Source organism: Oleiphilus sp. HI0086 (genome assembly GCF_001635225.1).
Genome location: NZ_LWFZ01000692.1, coordinates 1 through 16,534, shown reverse-complemented (window position 1 = coordinate 16,534; position 16,534 = coordinate 1). Strand labels below are relative to the sequence as shown.

Below are 16,534 nucleotides of genomic sequence, written 5' to 3'. Positions count from 1 at the left end.
GCGCTTCATATTCTTGTTTCGTCACGCCTGACGGGCTGCTTAGCGCGCCTATTTGTACAGAGGCTTCAATCAGGGCACCAGTTTTATGTCGATGCATGTTTTCAAGCTGGCTCAGAGACAAGGTTTGCCCGACAGAGTTAAAATCGATTGCTTGCCCTAGCACCATTCCTCTGGCACCACTTGCTTTTGTCAGCAGCTGGATCATTTTGATCTGGCTTTCGAGACCAAAGTGTTTGGCTTGGCTGAGTAATTCAAAGGCCATTGCTTGTAAGGCATCACCTGCCAGAATAGCCGTGGCTTCATCAAACGCTTTATGGCAGGTGGCCTGACCTCTCCTCAAGTCATCATCGTCCATCGCGGGTAGGTCGTCGTGGATAAGAGAGTAGGCGTGAATAAATTCAATTGCACAGGCTGCATCCATTGCCTGCTCTGCCTGAACTGCAAAGCAGTTGGCTGTCGCTAAGGCTAAAATGGGTCGAATGCGCTTGCCTCCCATTAAGGTGCTATATCGGATCGCTTCGCCCAAGTGAGAGTTTGGCGCGCAAAACTGATCCAGGCGCACCTTAAGTGCTGTATTAATTTGAGACTGATATTCTCTCAGAAAGCTTGGGATACTACTTGAATTATCGTTCACGGTAAGAAGTCTTGTATTGATCGGGTCTTGGGCTAGGCGTCAGTATTGCTTTGCTCTTGGAGCGCATTTAACTCAAAGCCATTGTCGCTTTGAGTTAATACAGATACGCGTTGTTGAGCGCTCTTCAAGGTGTTTTGGCAGTCTTTGCTTAGCTTGACGCCTTGTTCAAAAGCGTCAAGAGATTGTTCCAAAGATAGCTGTCCTTGCTCCATTTTATTGACGATTTCTTCGAGAGCTTGTAGTGAAGTTTCAAAGTCATTAATTGAATCGGAAGAGGACATAAAAATCTCAACTAAAAAAGAGGTAAAAAACAGGAACTTTCAATTTTTCGGGCTACACTAATTGTAAATTAATATGTATTAGTGTGACTACTGCCAGGCGACATAGATCGTTTGATCACGTAAACCTAATCGAACAATTATACATACAGATGAAACTTCCTTGTAACAAAATCACGTAATTATTTTCTTTTTAGCGTGCTTGGAAGTGTCTTGAATTAATAGTCAATTTCAATAGTTGAAGGCATTAAGTGGCATATCTGTAAGATGGGAATTTTTTTCTAGGAGCGTTTAGTGGATTTAGCAACCCTCATTGGCTTACTTGGTGGCTTTTGTATCGTTGCATTTGCAATGACCCTGGGCGGCTCAATAGTTATGTTTATCGACGTACCCTCGGTTTTGATCGTGCTAGTTGGTTCCTTTCTTGTTTTGATGATGAAATACAACCTTGGGCAGTTTCTTGGCGCAGGAAAGACTGCAGCCAAAGCGTTTATGTTCAAGTTGGAGTCGCCTGAAGAAGTGATTACTTTGGTCGTAGAGCTGGCAGATGCAGCTCGAAAAGGTGGTTTGCTATCGCTTGAAGGGAAGGAGATAAATAATGACTTTCTAGCGCGTGGTATTGCTCTCTTAATCGACGGCCATGATGAAGACGTTGTTAAAACAGTTCTGACGAAAGATAAGAATATGGCCGTTGCGCGGCATAAGGCAGGCGCAAGTGTTTGGTCTGCTCTAGGAGACCTGGGGCCGGCGATGGGAATGATTGGTACCTTGATCGGTTTGGTTGCGATGCTGTCCAACATGGATGACCCGAAGTCCATTGGTCCTGCGATGGCGGTAGCTCTATTGACCACGCTATATGGAGCGATGCTTGCAAATATGGTTGCTATCCCTTTTGCTGACAAACTGACTCTTAGAATGGAAGAGGAAGAGTTGATCAAGTCCATGTCAATCGATGCCGTTTTGGCGATTCAGGCTGGTCAAAACCCACGTGTTATTGAAGCTATGTTGAGAACCTACTTGTCTGAAGGCAAGCGAGAAACAGGTGAAGAATAGTTCTGGTTTATTAAGCAGCCTGTATGTTTTTAGTTTGATCTCTGAGGTAACAACTCGACAATGAGTGATGAAGAAGAAAAAGATTGCGATTGCGTCCCCGGGCTCCCCGCATGGATGGGGACTTTTGCGGATCTTATGTCCCTCCTTATGTGCTTCTTTGTTCTGCTATTATCGTTCGCAGAAATAGATGTACTCAAATTTAAGCGTTTAGCTGGTTCAATGCGTAATGCCTTTGGTGTTCAGAATCAGGTTGATGTTACGTCGATCCCGAAAGGAACCAGTATTATTGCTCAAGAGTTCTCTCCGGGAAAACCAGACCCCACACCTTTGCAAGTGGTGATGCAGCAAACGACTGACTCAGATCACCAGACTCTCGAAGTATTGTGTGAGGCTCAGATAGAGAAAGCCGTTGCAGAAGCTTGTGATGAGTCAACTGAAAACGCTCAGGATAAAAAGGCCCAAATCAGTGAGTTTGTTGCTCAAAAAATGATGGAGCTGGAAGAAGAGGCTGAAACCAAGGCAGAAGAAATTGCTGAGAAGCTCCAGACCGAAGTTGCCAAAGATATGGTGGAGCTGGAAACCCAAGGTCGTAAAATTATTATTCGAATTCAGGAAAAAGGAGCCTTTTCTTCTGGTTCAGCTCAGCTTCAGGATGAGTTTATTCCAGTGCTTGATAAGCTGATTGATATCCTCGAGTCAATTGAAGGTGATATCGCCGTGCAGGGGCATACTGATGATGTGCCGATTCAAACTGTTATGTTCCCATCAAACTGGGATTTGTCGGTCGCAAGGGCTTTGGAAGTTGCGCACGGGCTATTTGATGACGGCTACCTAAAACAAGATAGGTTTAGCATAACAGGCTTTGCGGATACTCGGCCGCTGGTGCCGAATGATACGCCTGAGAGTAGAAAGCGAAATCGCCGGGTAGAGATTATTCTTCAAGAGAAAACTGATAAGCAGGTGAAGGAAGAGCTGCGTGAAGAAAGCAAGACGCTGGATGCTAACTCTCAAGCAATTGATAACTTTTTCGAATTGGACCCTGACGAGATCTTCTAGAAAGGAGAGTGTGTGATGGGTTTATCTAGGGATAATATATATGGGTGTAAATTCAGTGACGCACGACAGTGAAAGAAGACGTTATTTTAGAGTGACGGACCTTGTTGGTCTTCGTTATCGCTTTCTTTCGGAGGGTGAAACTGATTTGGCGGTGCAAGCTCAACCGACTTCTCTGAAGTCTCTGCTGTCACAGATAGAGCACCAGATAGCAACAGATCTGACAGTACTGAAGAATTCCCAACCTGAAATTCATAATATTCTTGATCTTTTTAACCAGAAAATAAATTTGGCTTTTGGCCACGGTCTTGCCTCTGGCCAAGAAGAGGGTCTCGAGCAGTCTACTTCTGCTTGTCAGGTTAATTTGAGTGCTTGTGGAATCGCTTTCCCGCTTGAAGAAAGTGCTGCTTTGAATCAGCATGTTCATATAGAACTAACGCTATACCCCAGTAATACTCGATTGCAGCTCTTAGCAGCTGTTATTGCTTGTGATGCATTGGATGAGAGCATTGATGGCAAGCCCTGGCTTGCGCGCGCTGACTTCGTTAATGTCACCGAAATTGATCAGGAAACATTGGTTCAGCATGTCATTAAGCGCCAGGTTCAACAGCTAAAAGGTAATCGATCTGAAGATGACGGTAGCTTGCAATGAGCTAGAGTCTGTCGAGCTCTAGCTTAAAAAGTTATGTTTGTTATGTTGTCGTTAAATTTGCTGCTACCCTTCTGATACTGACGTTCAAGAAAGAAAGCTTTATTGATCTGCTCGTTCTTAGCCGTACCTAAAGTTTCTTTATCAATAATGATGACGCTGCTCGCACGAGTTCCATAGTTGGGCGTTCTAATAAAGGGGGAAGAGAGCACTTGCTCAAACTCTTGAGGGATGCCTGTCTGCGGCAGTTCTTCAGGCGATGCTTGTTCTTGGTTCTGTAGTGCCAACAGTAAGTGTCTAGCTGCTTCAGTGTTATCAGGGTTCTGCCGGGCCTGTTCGAGAGCTGTTTTGGTTTTTCGTACTTTTGGCCAAGGCGTATCTAGCAGGTGGTTACTTAAGCCATACCGTCCCGGCTTTAGGGTTTGACTACCTCTCGTCTGACCACGATTATGGCAATATACCAAGTCTGAGCCATCAAACAGAAGAGCGTTAAATCCGGCATATTCATCGCTTGAAATTTGAGCTGCAAACTCATTTGCAGAGCAGCTTGCTTGAAGGAAGCTTGAGGGAATTTCTCCACGAGATCGTTCGTATACTCTGGAGTCTGGCGCGCGATAATTTGTAATTGCAGCGAGGCGGCCACCTTTGGAAAGGGCTAACCAGGTGCCACCCATTTTTAAATCTCGGCCGCCAAATATGTCAGGGCTATCTTCCCAGAAATGAGCGTTAAGTGTAGGGCGGGCGTAGTACTCATCTCTATTTGAGGCGAGTGTCAGTATTCGTGCTTGCTCGGGCTGCCAATCAAAAACTATTAAACACATTGAAAGAATGACCTCAGAATGTAATACAGCTATCATACCATGCAATTATTTAGGGGTAGATACGGACTATGTTTATTGTGAGCTACTTGCTGGCGGGTATCTTTGCCGGGTTAACGGCAGGGCTCTTTGGCGTGGGTGGTGGTTTAGTCGTCGTGCCTATCCTGGTTTTTGTCTTCGAAAGCCAAGGTTTCCCCGCAGAAGTCTTGACCCATATGGCGATAGCAACTTCACTTGCGACCATAGTGTTTACCTCGATGAGCTCGGTATATAATCACCATAAGAGAGGCGCGGTTTTGTGGTCGGTGTTTCGGCCGATGAGTGCTGGTATTGCGCTAGGTGCGGTGCTTGGTGTATTAACGCTGGTGCAACTAGATGGCTGGATGCTGAAAAAGCTGTTTGGACTTTTTGCGGTGATTGTAGCGCTGCGAATGTTTATCAAATCCGCTAGCTTGCAGTCTTTGGCGATACCCGGAAATATCGCACTATCTATAATGGGCGTGGTCATTGCGTGGTTTTCTTCTATCTTCGGGATTGGTGGTGGAACACTTAGCGTTCCTTATTTGAGTCGGTATCGTATTGAGATGAAAGAAGTGGTGGGTACCGCCGCTGCATGTGGTTTACCCATCGCTTTATTTGCCACGCTCAGTAATGTGATGATGGGAAGTGATTTGCAAGGACGGCCTGAATGGAGTTTGGGATTGATCTACCTACCTGCTTTACTCGGAATATCTATTTGCTCTGTATACTTCGCGAGGGTTGGAACGCAGTTGGCGCATCGCTTGTCGCCTCTGTTACTGAAAAGATTGTTTGCAGGTTTTCTGCTATTAATTGGTGTTCGCTTTCTAGTGACTTAGCTCTGTTTAATATTAAAAATTTAAGGAATTACAATGGCGTTGTCGTATCCCCAGATAGATCCGGTTGCTTTGGACTTAGGGCCAATTCAAATTCATTGGTATGGCTTAATGTATTTGATTGGTTTTGTGGCGGCTTACTTACTAGGGCAGAGACGAGCCCAACGACCTGGTGCTCCAATTGCCAAAGAGCAAGTCGGAGATATGATTTATTACTGCGCATTGGGGGTAATCCTGGGGGGGCGCCTGGGCTACGTATTCTTCTATAACTTCGACAAATTTCTCGATGACCCAGCTTGGTTGTTTAGAATCTGGGAAGGTGGAATGGCCTTTCATGGCGGCTTAATCGGTGTGATGTTAGCCATTGTTTTTTATGCACGAAAGATTGGCTGCACTTTTTTTCAACTATTGGACTTTATCGCGCCTCTTGTGCCAATAGGTTTGGGTTTGGGACGAATCGGAAATTTTATTGGTGCAGAATTATGGGGCAGGGCGACAGATGTTTCTTGGGGAATGGTATTTCCAAACGACCCGGAGCAATTGGTTAGGCACCCTTCTCAGCTTTATCAGGCAGGGCTTGAAGGGCTGATGTTCTTTTGTATTTTATGGTTTTATTCCGTTAAACCCAGGCCTGCGGCATCGGTCTCGGGTATGTTTATGATCTTCTATGGAATTTTCCGCTTTGTTGTTGAGTTCGTAAGAGAGCCTGACGCACATATTGGTTTTGTTGCCTGGGGTTGGCTGACGAAAGGTCAACTACTGTCATTCCCGATGATATTAATAGGTGTGGGTTTTATTTGGTATGCCTACAAATTTAACTCCGATAAACTATCGCACCGAGCATAAACTAGAAAATAAAAAATTGAGAGAAGCATATGAAGCAGTACTTAGCGCTTTGTCAGCGTATTATTGATGAGGGTGTGTGGGTAGATAATAAACGTACCGGAACGCGCTGCCTGACCCTAATCAATGCTGACCTGGAGTATGACGTTGAGAACAATGTATTTCCGTTAATTACCACTCGCAAAAGTTACTATAAAGCAGCCATTGCAGAACTTCTGGGTTATCTCCGTGGGTATAGCAGTGCTGCGCAATTTCGCGAGATCGGCTGTAACACCTGGAATGCTAATGCCAATGAGAATGAAGCCTGGTTGAATAATCCGCATCGTAAAGGTGAGGATGATATGGGGCGAGTATACGGCGTTCAGGGCCGGGCGTGGCAAAAGCCGGATGGCACGCCATTAGACCAGCTTAAAAAGATCGTCGATAACCTTTCGAAAGGGGTCGATGACCGCGGAGAAATTCTAAGCTTCTATAACCCGGGCGAGTTCGAAATGGGTTGTCTGCGCCCTTGCATGCATACGCACACATTTTCTTTGCTAGGGGATACACTGTATTTGACTAGTTATCAGCGTTCTTGTGATGTGCCGCTGGGGCTGAATTTCAATCAGGTTCAGGTCTATGTTCTGCTTGCTCTAATGGCACAGATCACGGGGCATAAAGCCGGTAAGGCTTACCACAAAATAGTCAATGCTCATATCTACGAGAACCAGTTAGAATTGATGCGAGATGTGCAGCTAAAGCGTGAGCCTTTCGCTTCTCCGAGACTAAATATCAACCCTGATATCAAGTCACTCGAAGACCTTGAAACCTGGGTGACGACCGCTGACTTTGAAGTCGTCGGCTATGAGTCGCATGACAGTATCCAGTACCCTTTTTCAGTTTAAATATATATCGAGTAGGAAGAAACAATGAAGCGCTCCATGATCGTCGCGATGGCAGAAAACCGAGTTATCGGCATTAACAACAAGCTGCCTTGGTATTTGCCCAATGATCTTAAGTACTTTAAACAAGTGACGATGGGCAAGCCGATTCTAATGGGGCGTAAAACCTATGAGTCGATTGGTAAGCCGCTTCCAGGTCGATGCAATATCGTTATAACGCGAAATGAAAGCTGGTCGGCTGAAGGCGTGAAAGTCGTGCACTCTCTTGAGCAGGCTTTTGATTTAGGAGAGTCGGTTTGTGATATTGACGGTCAGTCGGAAGTGATGATCATTGGTGGTGACCAGATCTATCAAACGAGTCTGCCGGATGTTGATCGTATCTATCTAACGAAAGTTCATGCAGAAGTCGAAGGCGATGCTTATTTTCCCGAAGTCGATTGGACTCAGTGGCGTGAAATTGGGCGGGAAGATTTTGAAGCCGAAGGGCCGAATCCCTATGATTATAGTTTTATCGTTTTGGATCGTAAGTAAAAAGAAAAGGACTGAACTTCTGCTCAGTCCTATGTTTCGTCGAGCTTAATCCAGCATATCCAAATTACGAACACCACCTTTATCGGCGCTTGTTGCCAGCATGGCATAGGCTTTCAAAGCGCTAGAGACCTTTCGCTCGCGATGCTCTGCTGGTTTCCAGGCTTGCTTGCCTTTCTGCTCCATTGCTTCACGTCGAGAGTTAAGTACCCCTTCTTCCAAGACAACATCAATTGAGCGATTAGGGATATCGATCTTGATTTTGTCGCCGGCTTCAATCAATGCGATAGCGCCACCGGCAGCTGCTTCAGGGGAAGCGTGGCCAATTGATAGGCCAGAGGTACCCCCTGAGAAGCGACCGTCGGTTAACAAGGCGCAAGCTTTACCTAGGCCTTTTGATTTCAGGTAACTGGTTGGATACAACATTTCCTGCATACCCGGGCCACCTTTAGGGCCTTCATAGCGAATAATAACCACATCGCCCTCAACTACGTCATCATTAAGTATGCCTTTTACTGCGGAATCCTGGCTTTCGAAGATAACGGCTTTGCCTTCAAACACGAGAATAGAGTCATCAACGCCAGCTGTTTTTACCACGCAACCGTCTTCAGCGATATTGCCGTACAAGACTGCGAGTCCACCCTCTAAAGAAAATGCATTTTCTAATGAGCGGATACAACCGTTAGCGCGATCACCGTCCAGTGTCGGCCAGCGAGTCGATTGACTAAAAGCCGTTTGGGTTGGAATGCCAGCAGGGCCAGCTTTAAAGAACTCGGCAATTTCTGGATCATTATTTTGCATAATGTCCCATTTTGCTAGCGCTTCTTTCATTGTCTTACTGTGGACCGTTGGCAGGTCGGTATGCAGAATTCCGGCTCGATCTAGTTCGCCCAGAATAGCCATGATGCCGCCAGCTCTATGAACATCTTCAATATGATATTGAGGAGAGTTCGGTGCAACCTTACATAACTGAGGGACGCGTCTGCTTAGTTCGTTGATGTTCTTTAGGTCGAAATCTAATTCCGCTTCTTGAGCCGCTGCCAAAAGGTGAAGGATGGTATTGGTTGAGCCGCCCATGGCGATATCAAGCATCACAGCGTTTTCGAAGGCTTTATGGCTGGCAATTGAGCGTGGTAGAACTGATTCGTCATCTTGTTCGTAATAGCGGCGTGTAATGTCTACGATGCGGTCTGCAGCATCAAGGAATAGCTTTTCACGGTCTGCATGAGTTGCCAATGTTGTGCCGTTACCTGGTAAAGATAGACCAATAGCTTCAGTCAGACAATTCATTGAGTTAGCCGTGAACATGCCTGAGCAAGAGCCGCATGTTGGGCAGGCGCTGCGCTCATATTCTGCAACTGTTTCATCGTCAGCGCTATCGTCTGCAGCAATGACCATGGCATCGACCAGGTCGAGCTTGTGTTCCGAAAGCTTGGTTTTACCTGCTTCCATTGGGCCACCCGATACGAAGATAACCGGAATGTTCAGACGCAAAGCAGCCATTAACATTCCCGGTGTGATTTTATCGCAGTTGGAAATGCAAACCAGTGCATCGGCACAGTGAGCATTCACCATGTATTCAACCGAGTCGGCAATCAGCTCTCTGGAAGGTAGGCTATATAGCATGCCGTCATGACCCATGGCGATACCGTCATCGACCGCGATGGTATTAAATTCTTTTGCAACGCCGCCTGCTTTTTCTATCTGGCGTGCTACAAGTTGCCCCATGTCTTTAAGGTGGACGTGACCTGGAACGAACTGGGTGAAGGAGTTTGCAACAGCGATAATTGGCTTTTCAAAATCTTCTGTTGTCATCCCGGTGGCACGCCATAATGAGCGTGCTCCCGCCATATTTCTGCCATGAGTAGAGGTTTTTGAGCGATAGGTCGGCATCGTTTGTCTCTTAAATAATCGTTGTTAGAAAGAAAAATCTGAAGCAGGCAGCATAGCAAAAAAAATGCATGCTGGCACCAAATGGCGAATCTTCAATACGAAACTATAAGATTGGAAAAATCAGTCTATGCTTACTTAAAAGCCAACCGTGAATACCTGAATAAACTATGAAACTGCCGCTGTTACCGCTCAATGCTATTGTCTGTCCGCAAGGTCGTATTCCTTTGCAGATTTTTGAGCCGCACTATTTAGATATGATTGCTGATTCGATGAAGCAAGGCGAAGGCTTTGTGGCAGTGTTGATGTGCAGTGAAAATGCACCGACTGAACACGTGCGAGAAGGGCAGTTCTATGAACTTGGCACGCGTGTTCAAATTGTAGATTTTGGCAAGACGCCTAGTACCGGGGTGTTAAATCTGACGGTTGAAGGTCTGGAACAAGTCAAACTATCCTCACTTGAAGAACGTGAAAATGGCGTCTGGTATGCCGAGCTTGAGGCTATTGGTGAAGAGCAGCATATTGACTTGCCCGAGGAGTTTGATGAGCTGCGTGTGGTACTGCAGGCTCTGGTCAAACACCCCTTTGTTCGCGATTTGAATATGGATATTGATTATGAAGATGGGCGCCAAGTAGGCTGGCGCTTGACTGAGTTACTGCCGCTAGGCAATAAACAGAAACAGCATCTTTATGAAATGAGCGACCCGCTTCAGCGTCTGCAAGCAATCTCTCGTCAAATTTCTGATATGGTTACTTAGGCCGTATAAATCTTGAGTCTTGATCAGACGGCTCTGCGTTTAGGGGCGTAACTGGTAAGCCTGCAAGGCTTCTGGAAAGAAATAAAGCTGATAGCCAATTAAGATGCCGAGCCATAGACAAAGTGCTGTCATAACCGCTTTCTTTTCAACAGTGATATCTCGACGGTTCGCGGCGTCATAAGCTTGGTGAGTGCTATATAACACTCTACTAATTCCACAAATCGCTAAACCTAGCGCTATGCCCCCAACAATATCAGACAACCAGTGAACGCTGAGCATAACCCGGCTAAAAGCGATCAGAAACATCGGCACAAAGAATAGCAAGTAGCACTGCCAGCGTTGGGTCTTGGGTAGCTGTTGGGCAATAAATGCTGCAATCAGGCCGTAGAAAACGGTTGAGCCTGAACTATGGCCACTAGGGTAGGCATATGAAACAGGCGGTGAGAGTACTAGTTCAGGTCGGGCAATACTAAATACTGCTTTTAGTGTGTGTGTAATTGCCGCAGTACTTAAGCCGGAAATCACCAGTAAAGTGGAGGCTCGGAACTGCCTTAGATAAAGCATCAAAGCGATGAGTGTTATAAAGGAGGCATATAAAAACTTTTCATCGCCAAGCAGGGTTAGATGGATAAATATCCGAGAGCTGATATCGCTGACAAAGGTACTGATGTTGCGCAGCTCAGCGCCGAGTTGAAGTACGCTGGCATCTAGTTGGCTTAGCAAGCCTGTTCGTAAAACCAGAAAGCTCCAAATAATAAAGAATAAGCTTGATCCTATGAATAAACTCAGTGACGCAAGTGGAAACTCATAGTCCTTTGATGACGTGTTTTGGCTTTTGTTATTGCGCAATAGCGCCGCATAGATGCGAGATCCATGCTGAAGGTTAAGGCTGGCATAGCGAAAGCTGAGAGTGATAATGAGCAGCGCAGCAATTAGAGAGAACAAGGCCGGATAAAAGTTACTTGGCAGAACCAGATGGACGGCACTGCCAGTCAGGTAGCCAGGCAAGATATAAAACGGTGCCCAAATGGTTGCCGAGAGGGCATTGAAGACAGTGAATCTGGTTTGAGACATTCCAAGCATTCCTGCGACAATAGGAATGACTGGACGAATAGGGCCGATAAAGCGGCCGAGCATAACGCTTTTCCCACCGTGCTTATGGAAGAAACGCTCACCAGACTGAAGTGTTTTAGGGTAGCGGGAGAAGGGCCAAATGTTTCGCAAGCTATCTTTAAAATAATGACCAAGAAAAAAGCTGATGCCGTCTCCCAATATGGCACCGAGAAAGCCCGATAATAAAAGCCACTCAATAGGTAGATTAATGTGACCTGCCAAGGCTGACACAAGAAAGAGCAGCAATACGCCGGGTACGATTACTCCTGCAAGCGCCAGAGACTCAATAAATGCAATAAGTAAAACAGCCACGAAAACCCAGTTTGGGTTTAGTTCAAGCCATGCAATAAGGGGTTGGAAATCAGATTCTGTCATTGTGCCGGGTGTAAGTGCGAATAGTATTGAAAGATGTGCCGGGGTAAACAGACTTAGCCTCGTTGGGTCACTTTACACACTAATGACAAGCGAGACAAATTGTCAGAAGTCTTGAGCTTTCGCCAATAGAGGGGAGAAAGCTGTAAACAACGAACTTGTCTGTTTAGTGACTATGCAGGCAGACGCGGTTATGGCCGTTTTTTTGTGCTTCGATCAAACCAATCTGAGCGTTCTCAATTAATTTCTTTGCTTCGCCATCTCGATCGCCTGAGCAGTCATCAGGTATATAGGTTGTGCAGCCCAGGCTAACCGTAATTGCATCAACCACTGGCCAGTTGCATTCCTCTATGGTGCGTCGAATTCTTTCCGCAATAACTAAAACGCCCTCTGAAGGTGTGCAAGGTAAGAGGAGGTAAGAGGTCTGCTTTCCATCAAAGTAGTCGCTATCTCCTGCGCGAATCATTGCTTTAAGTGTCTCTGCAAATCGAGCAAGAAGGTCGTTTGTATTTGGGAGACCGTGCATGTCTTGAATTTGAGGGAAGTAATCGACTTCAAGGGAAACCAGAGAAAGGGGGTTGCCTGTTCGGTCAGCTCGGCACATTTCTTTTTTAAGGGTATCTCTCAAATGGCGGTAGTTATAAGCTTTAGTTAGTGGGTCATGTATCTCAAGTTCTACCAGTGTGCGACTGCGTTTCTGATGAAGCTGAGCATAAGTACTTGTTAGCCCCATAAATAATGCAAAGCTGGTTGCAAACTCTAGTGCTGAGATGATGCTGCTGGCAAATAGCAGTAGCAGTGAGTAACACACACCCATCACCACGTTGAATATGCTTGCTTGGCGATAGGGAAGGCATAGATAACAAAGAAGACCAATCGGAAATATCCAGTGCTTAAGCTCCTCAGGGTGTTCGCCTGCATTGGCGAAAATGCTGAGAACAGATATAACACCTACAGCGAGACAGGCTTGCTTGAGGTATTTGGCTTCGGGGGAGAACTTGGCGTATAGGCTTGTGCTTAAATAAACGATGCTTAGAAGTGTTGCAACGTAAACGAGCTCATAGAGACCGTAGCGATAATTTTGTATACCAAGCACAACCATAGCAATTGCGCCAAGCAGAAATAATGTGGCAGTAAGACGGGTTTGAAGCTGGATTTCAGAGAACATTATTGTGCTCCTTCTGCATTGGCTGGCGTTGCGTCTTGGGGCAGCTCATCGATGTCTCGATAGATGTGTGTTCTATTAATACTGGTAGCTTGTGTTTCTGATAAGGCATGGCTTGCCCGGCCTGTTATGGAGGTACTGTCATCGCCGATATTTAAGCAGGACACGCCAGCACTAACGGTAATACTTTCTCCATGAATCTCAATTTCTTTGCGGACTTTAAGTCGCAGGCTGTCTGCTATCTTGACTGCTTGAATCGAGCTGGTATGAGGTAAGACGATAAGAAACTCATGATGTTCCCAAAGGTAGTAACTGTCGAACAAGCGAAGGTTGTTATGGAGCAACTTGCCAATGGCAATCGTGACAGCATCTTGTTCTTTAGGGTTTAGTTTGGAAAGACATATTTTGTCAATTGCCAACGCGGCTGTAGACAATTCACTGCCTTCACGTTCACTGCGTTGAATTTCTTTTGTCAGGTCATCATCTAGATGTTCTTTGGTGGCTGCTTTGGTCAGGTTATCTGTACGACGCAGTGGCTTAAGCTGTTTTCGTCTTAGTTCTCTCAAGTAAACCAGGCAGCAGCTCATGCTTAGGTACAAAAGGTAGCTCATAGTATTTTGAATGTTTTCAAACGGAGAGCCGCTAGCATTCAAAGAGGCCAGGGCAAATACTGAGAATATCCCGACAAGCCATAGGGCAGGTTTGAATTCATAGAAAAAGAACAGCAATAAGGGAATGAAATAGGTCCATGTTTTAAAGTCTTCCAGGCCTGTCATTAAGCCTATTAGGGCAATGCAGGCGAGAGCCAGAGAACTGTGTTTAAACCAGATGAAGCTCTCTTTATCGGCATTTCGGTTTTTACTTTGCCACTGGTTTACAATGAGTAGCGCACACAGAACACCGATGCCGCAAGCGCTGATCAATTGCCCCTGAAAGAGCAGGGCGAGCGCTAAGGTACCTGCCAGAATAAGGGCATACAAGTAGGATTTTGAGTTAATAAGTAGTTGGTGGTCAGAATGTGCCATGTTGAAAATGTTGCTCGTTATGTTCTGGTCGTTGGCTCGCCAAAGCCTTGTGGTGTCTTTCCTTGCAGGTAATACGCAAAGGCAATTATTTCAGCTATTACCCGATATAGAACTTCGGGGATTTCTTCTCCCAGTTCTAGTTTAGACAAAATGCTGACTAATTCACTATTTTCGTATAAAGGTATGCCGTGCTCTTCGGCAATGCGCATTATTTCCTCAGCGAGCTCATTCTCACCTTTGGCAGTAAGTTTGGGCGCTGAAACTTCATCGTACTTGAGCGCGATGGCTCTTGTTTTCGAGCTGGTTTTGTTATTGTTGTTCATGCTTGAATATCTACCAGGCTTTGTGTCAACTTGGTGGCCTGTTGTTCTGGTAGGCCTTGTTGGCAAATAATATCGCCTACTTCTAGGCCTAGCTCTGAAAGCTTTTCCTTAAAATGTTTGCTCTCCCTTTGCGCGAGCGCGAAAGTATCGGCTTGATCTGCCCAGATAATGGATGAAATAGAAGGAGGGAGCAAGCTTACTTGAATATATATTGCTCCCAGGCCTTCTAAGTCGAAGGATAGTGATATTTTCCACTGCAATGCTTTGTCCTCAGATTCCTCTTCCTGGTTCTGAGTGGCGCTTTTTTCCTTATCGAGTCTCAGGCTGAAGGTGGTGACCCCTTGGTTGACATTCACCACGGGCAATTCAAAAAACCATGATTGAAGTGTATTGCCGTCACTGGTTTGGCTTTGAAAGAGGCTGTTCAACTGGTTGAACTGAATACGATTAAGCATTCCGGCAAGTATTTTCAAAAGCTGCCCGGTAGAAAACTCTTGCTCGGCAAAAAGAGCTTTGGCCTTCGCTGTTGTGTCGGACTGGATGCGCGGAAAATTAAAGGGAGTTGTTAATAGTTCAGGCTCTAAAAGGCTGCCAAGGAGTTTCTCTATCGCCTGGTTTTGTTCGCCGCTGCTATTTGCGGCAGGTAATAAGTTTCGGCTAATGCCTAGCAGGGTCGCTTTTAAATCGCTTGATATTGTCTTGTCTTGGCTTGGATCGGCTGCCGTGTTGCTATGTTGCTTTACAAGTTGCTGCAGCATGTCTAGTGCTTGCTTCGTGACTGCAGAGCTTGTTTGGTTGGTATTTTGAGGAGAGGGGGTTCCAGAAAGCGGGTTATTGGCAGTAGGTTTGGTCTGGTCTGCTTGCGCTAATGCTATTTTGTTCAAGGTTTTGAGGTTTTGGAGTTGCTCGAGTATTTGTTGTTTGTTGGTGGTGTTACTGAGCTGTGACTCCATGAAAAGACCGCTGTGTTTTAAGGCGTTTCTAATTGTGTCAGGAGAGCTTAGAGTGTCGCCTTGACGGCTGGCTTGAGAGATCTGCTCTGCGTGAGGAAGAGATTTGATCAGTGTTGCGATGCTTTCTAGCGCAACTTTTCGAGTAAGCGGCGATGAGCCTTGTGTAGGGGAGAGCTGGGTTTGTTGAGCGCTGGCTACCTTTGTTTGATTTTGAGAAATGGGCGGCGTTTGCGAAGTCGCTTTACTCATCTCATTCAGGGCAGCGAAGCCGGTACCAAGAGACAGTTGCTTCGGTAGCAGTTTTGCTAAGGTGCCTAATAGTATTTCGGTATTGATGCTGCCTTTGTCTGCTGGGATTTGAGCTGTGCTTCTATTAGTCGGACTGACAAGGATCAAAGCCTTGCTCTGTTGTGTTGATGAGCTTTCAAGCTTGACTAATAGCGTCTGACCTATCTCTAAAGGAATGCTGCTGGTGGTTGTGACAAGTTTGCCATTAATATTGAGTAGCCATTCTTTACTGCTGTGAGTGTTTACTGTGGCTGCTTTTCCTTCGATTACCGGCTGTTCCTGGTTAGTTTTTGGGGGGGGGGGCTGAACAGTTGCCTGGTATTGCTTACCGGGTACCAGTTTAAGCTCTTCAATGCTGGTAATTTGTGATCTAGAAAGAGTGCTTGTACCTTTGCTGACGACCTCTGGCGTTGACGGTGGTTTTGGTGTGATGTCCATGACGTTGCTGTATCCCAGGTGCTGCCAGAATAAATCTCGATTGGGACAGGGTTTTATTGTGAACAGGCTCCCAATCAAGACGCTTATAGATTATTTCACAGATTATCCCAGATATAATGGAGACGCAAAAAATAGAATTACGGAAAGATATTCCTGATGTTTTTGAATAGTGTCTCAGGAAATAGAGTGGTACATGGATTAGCTCATAGGAAATTAGGGTGTTATGACAAAGCAGGCATTTAAATTATTTCTCGCTTGGTGTGTTTCAATCGTTCTGGCAGGTTGCGAAGGGCGAGTGGCAGAAACGGCACCAGAAACAGTAGACGATACTTCACCACCTTCTACTCCGGGGCAAGATTTTCAAGATGTTGCTATCGACGAAACTTTTTTCTCTCGCCCGTCTGACGAGGTGAGTGACAGTTTGGGCTTATATTCCTTCAGTGCTCCAGAAACAGAAAGTTCGACGATTCAGCATGAGGCAGTTTTTTCCTCTGAATCAGGAATGATCTTGAGCCTGAATACTTCCGATAGCAATGGAGCCAAGCCGGATATTTCAATCTTGGTGAGTACCGATACCGTCTATAAAGTTGACCATGAAACGAATGAACTCAAGGCTAT

General features: G+C 45.8%; 18 protein-coding genes. 9 read left to right on the top strand and 9 right to left on the bottom strand.

The window, feature by feature from the left end; genetic code table 11:
- Together A3756_RS10940 and A3756_RS10935 are read right to left on the bottom strand one after the other, a co-directional pair.
- The coding region (locus A3756_RS10940; RefSeq protein ID WP_068553497.1) for a polyprenyl synthetase family protein at positions 1-634 on the bottom strand (634 nt) is incomplete at its 3' end.
- 32 nt (positions 635-666) lie between these two features.
- Entirely contained in the window at positions 667-915 is a 249-nt protein-coding gene (locus A3756_RS10935) for an exodeoxyribonuclease VII small subunit (RefSeq protein ID WP_068515370.1), read from the bottom strand.
- 291 nt (positions 916-1,206) lie between these two features.
- Here A3756_RS10935 and pomA point away from each other — a divergent pair, with 291 nt between their 5' ends.
- Genes pomA through A3756_RS10920 form a run of 3 tightly spaced genes read left to right on the top strand, consistent with a single transcriptional unit; the run spans position 1,207 to position 3,670 of the window.
- The gene (pomA, locus tag A3756_RS10930; protein WP_068553496.1) at positions 1,207-1,965 is read left to right on the top strand and encodes a flagellar motor protein PomA; all 759 of its coding nucleotides are present in this window, start codon (positions 1,207-1,209) and stop codon (positions 1,963-1,965) included.
- 60 nt (positions 1,966-2,025) lie between these two features.
- Positions 2,026-3,021, top strand: a complete 996-nt coding sequence (locus A3756_RS10925) for a flagellar motor protein MotB (protein ID WP_068553495.1) — start codon at positions 2,026-2,028, stop codon at positions 3,019-3,021.
- Between the two features lie 40 nt (positions 3,022-3,061).
- Complete coding sequence (locus tag A3756_RS10920; protein ID WP_068516205.1) at positions 3,062-3,670, top strand: PilZ domain-containing protein; 609 nt, start codon at positions 3,062-3,064, stop codon at positions 3,668-3,670.
- 23 nt (positions 3,671-3,693) lie between these two features.
- Here A3756_RS10920 and A3756_RS10915 read toward each other — a convergent pair whose 3' ends face one another.
- Positions 3,694-4,488: an NRDE family protein gene (locus A3756_RS10915; RefSeq protein WP_068516208.1), complete on the bottom strand. Its 795-nt coding sequence runs from the start codon at positions 4,486-4,488 to the stop codon at positions 3,694-3,696.
- A 68-nt stretch (positions 4,489-4,556) separates the two neighbouring features.
- Here A3756_RS10915 and A3756_RS10910 point away from each other — a divergent pair, with 68 nt between their 5' ends.
- The 4 genes from A3756_RS10910 to A3756_RS10895 are packed head-to-tail and all read left to right on the top strand — an operon-like array spanning position 4,557 to position 7,594.
- A complete protein-coding gene (locus tag A3756_RS10910; RefSeq protein WP_068553494.1) occupies positions 4,557-5,342 on the top strand; it encodes a sulfite exporter TauE/SafE family protein in 786 nt (261 codons plus the stop codon).
- A gap of 33 nt (positions 5,343-5,375) precedes the next feature.
- Positions 5,376-6,185, top strand: coding sequence for a prolipoprotein diacylglyceryl transferase (lgt, locus tag A3756_RS10905; protein WP_068516215.1), 810 nt, complete (start codon positions 5,376-5,378; stop codon positions 6,183-6,185).
- 29 nt (positions 6,186-6,214) lie between these two features.
- Positions 6,215-7,066 carry a thymidylate synthase gene (locus A3756_RS10900; RefSeq protein WP_068516218.1) on the top strand — a complete coding sequence of 284 codons (852 nt, stop codon included), beginning with the start codon at positions 6,215-6,217 and terminating at the stop codon, positions 7,064-7,066.
- A 24-nt stretch (positions 7,067-7,090) separates the two neighbouring features.
- Positions 7,091-7,594: a dihydrofolate reductase gene (locus A3756_RS10895; RefSeq protein WP_068516222.1), complete on the top strand. Its 504-nt coding sequence runs from the start codon at positions 7,091-7,093 to the stop codon at positions 7,592-7,594.
- A gap of 45 nt (positions 7,595-7,639) precedes the next feature.
- Here A3756_RS10895 and ilvD read toward each other — a convergent pair whose 3' ends face one another.
- Positions 7,640-9,484 carry a dihydroxy-acid dehydratase gene (ilvD, locus tag A3756_RS10890; protein WP_068516225.1) on the bottom strand — a complete coding sequence of 615 codons (1,845 nt, stop codon included), beginning with the start codon at positions 9,482-9,484 and terminating at the stop codon, positions 7,640-7,642.
- A 167-nt stretch (positions 9,485-9,651) separates the two neighbouring features.
- Between ilvD and A3756_RS10885 the strand changes: the two genes are divergently transcribed.
- A complete protein-coding gene (locus tag A3756_RS10885; RefSeq protein ID WP_082865204.1) occupies positions 9,652-10,239 on the top strand; it encodes an LON peptidase substrate-binding domain-containing protein in 588 nt (195 codons plus the stop codon).
- Positions 10,240-10,278: 39 nt separating this feature from the next.
- On the opposite strand, the gene A3756_RS10880 is transcribed toward A3756_RS10885, so the two are convergent.
- The 5 genes from A3756_RS10880 to A3756_RS10860 all read right to left on the bottom strand — a co-directional run bounded on the left by A3756_RS10880 (position 10,279) and on the right by A3756_RS10860 (position 15,916).
- The gene (locus A3756_RS10880) at positions 10,279-11,727 is read right to left on the bottom strand and encodes a bifunctional DedA family/phosphatase PAP2 family protein (RefSeq protein ID WP_068516227.1); all 1,449 of its coding nucleotides are present in this window, start codon (positions 11,725-11,727) and stop codon (positions 10,279-10,281) included.
- A 163-nt stretch (positions 11,728-11,890) separates the two neighbouring features.
- Positions 11,891-12,892, bottom strand: coding sequence for a GGDEF domain-containing protein (locus tag A3756_RS10875; protein ID WP_068553493.1), 1,002 nt, complete (start codon positions 12,890-12,892; stop codon positions 11,891-11,893).
- Entirely contained in the window at positions 12,892-13,914 is a 1,023-nt protein-coding gene (locus A3756_RS10870; protein WP_068516232.1) for a diguanylate cyclase, read from the bottom strand. Before A3756_RS10870 ends, A3756_RS10875 begins: the two co-directional genes overlap by 1 nt.
- Positions 13,915-13,931: 17 nt before the next feature.
- Entirely contained in the window at positions 13,932-14,237 is a 306-nt protein-coding gene (locus A3756_RS10865) for an EscU/YscU/HrcU family type III secretion system export apparatus switch protein (protein ID WP_068516235.1), read from the bottom strand.
- Positions 14,234-15,916 (bottom strand): flagellar hook-length control protein FliK, encoded by a 1,683-nt coding sequence (locus A3756_RS10860; protein ID WP_068553492.1) that lies wholly within the window; start codon positions 15,914-15,916, stop codon positions 14,234-14,236. The genes A3756_RS10865 and A3756_RS10860 overlap by 4 nt, the downstream gene beginning before the upstream one ends.
- A gap of 223 nt (positions 15,917-16,139) precedes the next feature.
- Between A3756_RS10860 and A3756_RS10855 the strand changes: the two genes are divergently transcribed.
- A partial coding sequence (locus A3756_RS10855; protein WP_156490413.1) for a hypothetical protein occupies positions 16,140-16,534 on the top strand: 395 nt, incomplete at its 3' end.

What these genes read in the sequence shown, in the direction of transcription:
- A3756_RS10935 (WP_068515370.1), bottom strand. Translation starts at nt 915, where the DNA reads ATGTCCTCTTCCGATTCAATTAATGACTTTGAAACTTCACTACAAGCT.
- A3756_RS10925 (WP_068553495.1), top strand. Translation starts at nt 2,026, where the DNA reads ATGAGTGATGAAGAAGAAAAAGATTGCGATTGCGTCCCCGGGCTCCCC.
- A3756_RS10920 (WP_068516205.1), top strand. Translation starts at nt 3,062, where the DNA reads ATGGGTGTAAATTCAGTGACGCACGACAGTGAAAGAAGACGTTATTTT.
- A3756_RS10915 (WP_068516208.1), bottom strand. Translation starts at nt 4,488, where the DNA reads ATGTGTTTAATAGTTTTTGATTGGCAGCCCGAGCAAGCACGAATACTG.
- A3756_RS10910 (WP_068553494.1), top strand. Translation starts at nt 4,557, where the DNA reads ATGTTTATTGTGAGCTACTTGCTGGCGGGTATCTTTGCCGGGTTAACG.
- lgt (WP_068516215.1), top strand. Translation starts at nt 5,376, where the DNA reads ATGGCGTTGTCGTATCCCCAGATAGATCCGGTTGCTTTGGACTTAGGG.
- A3756_RS10900 (WP_068516218.1), top strand. Translation starts at nt 6,215, where the DNA reads ATGAAGCAGTACTTAGCGCTTTGTCAGCGTATTATTGATGAGGGTGTG.
- A3756_RS10895 (WP_068516222.1), top strand. Translation starts at nt 7,091, where the DNA reads ATGAAGCGCTCCATGATCGTCGCGATGGCAGAAAACCGAGTTATCGGC.
- ilvD (WP_068516225.1), bottom strand. Translation starts at nt 9,484, where the DNA reads ATGCCGACCTATCGCTCAAAAACCTCTACTCATGGCAGAAATATGGCG.
- A3756_RS10885 (WP_082865204.1), top strand. Translation starts at nt 9,652, where the DNA reads ATGAAACTGCCGCTGTTACCGCTCAATGCTATTGTCTGTCCGCAAGGT.
- A3756_RS10880 (WP_068516227.1), bottom strand. Translation starts at nt 11,727, where the DNA reads ATGACAGAATCTGATTTCCAACCCCTTATTGCATGGCTTGAACTAAAC.
- A3756_RS10875 (WP_068553493.1), bottom strand. Translation starts at nt 12,892, where the DNA reads ATGTTCTCTGAAATCCAGCTTCAAACCCGTCTTACTGCCACATTATTT.
- A3756_RS10870 (WP_068516232.1), bottom strand. Translation starts at nt 13,914, where the DNA reads ATGGCACATTCTGACCACCAACTACTTATTAACTCAAAATCCTACTTG.
- A3756_RS10865 (WP_068516235.1), bottom strand. Translation starts at nt 14,237, where the DNA reads ATGAACAACAATAACAAAACCAGCTCGAAAACAAGAGCCATCGCGCTC.
- A3756_RS10860 (WP_068553492.1), bottom strand. Translation starts at nt 15,916, where the DNA reads ATGGACATCACACCAAAACCACCGTCAACGCCAGAGGTCGTCAGCAAA.